At 43.2% G+C, this 637-nt stretch carries 1 pseudogene; it reads left to right on the top strand.

The features are described 5' to 3' along the window. Window positions 1-637, top strand: a pseudogene (locus H5126_RS21265) (hypothetical protein); the annotation flags it as partial.

Genomic DNA, 637 nt, shown 5'->3' with positions numbered 1-637 from the left:
GTTGATAATGTAACCATAAATGCCGATGGCACATGGGAAGTAAGTGACGAAGATATAAGCTCACTTGCAGATGGCGACGTAACAGTAAGTGTTAGCGTATTTGATAACGCCGGCAATGAAGCGGTAAATACCGAAACACTAACTAAAGACACCAACGCCAATGTAACCGTTGAAATACAAGATACAGCCGATAACGTTATTAACGGCAATGGCGAAAACACAAATGTAACCATAAACGGCACCGCATTAGGTGTTGAAGATGGCCAAACGGTTACCGTAGTAGTTAGTGATGGCACAAATACTAAAACTTTCAGTGCACTAGTTACTGATGAAGCGTACACAATCACAGGCGCAGATGTATCAGACCTAAACGACGGCGAATTAACCGCCACAGCCACAGTAAGTGATGTAGCAGGTAATACAGCAACCGATACAGATACAGCCATTCACGATAAAACAGCCGTAACCAGCATTGATGTTGCAACAGGTGATGACACTGTTATTAATACCGTAGAGCAAAGTGATGTAGTTGTAAGCGGTATAATAGAAGAGGCTGATGCTAACCAAACAGCCACTGTGGTATTTACCGATGTGAACGGAGATAAAGTCACGGTTGAAGACGTCGCGATTAATGCAG

Source organism: Pseudoalteromonas sp. SG45-3, from assembly GCF_014164075.1.
GTDB lineage: Bacteria > Pseudomonadota > Gammaproteobacteria > Enterobacterales > Alteromonadaceae > Pseudoalteromonas > Pseudoalteromonas distincta.
This window is presented reverse-complemented; position numbering and strand designations above follow the sequence as displayed.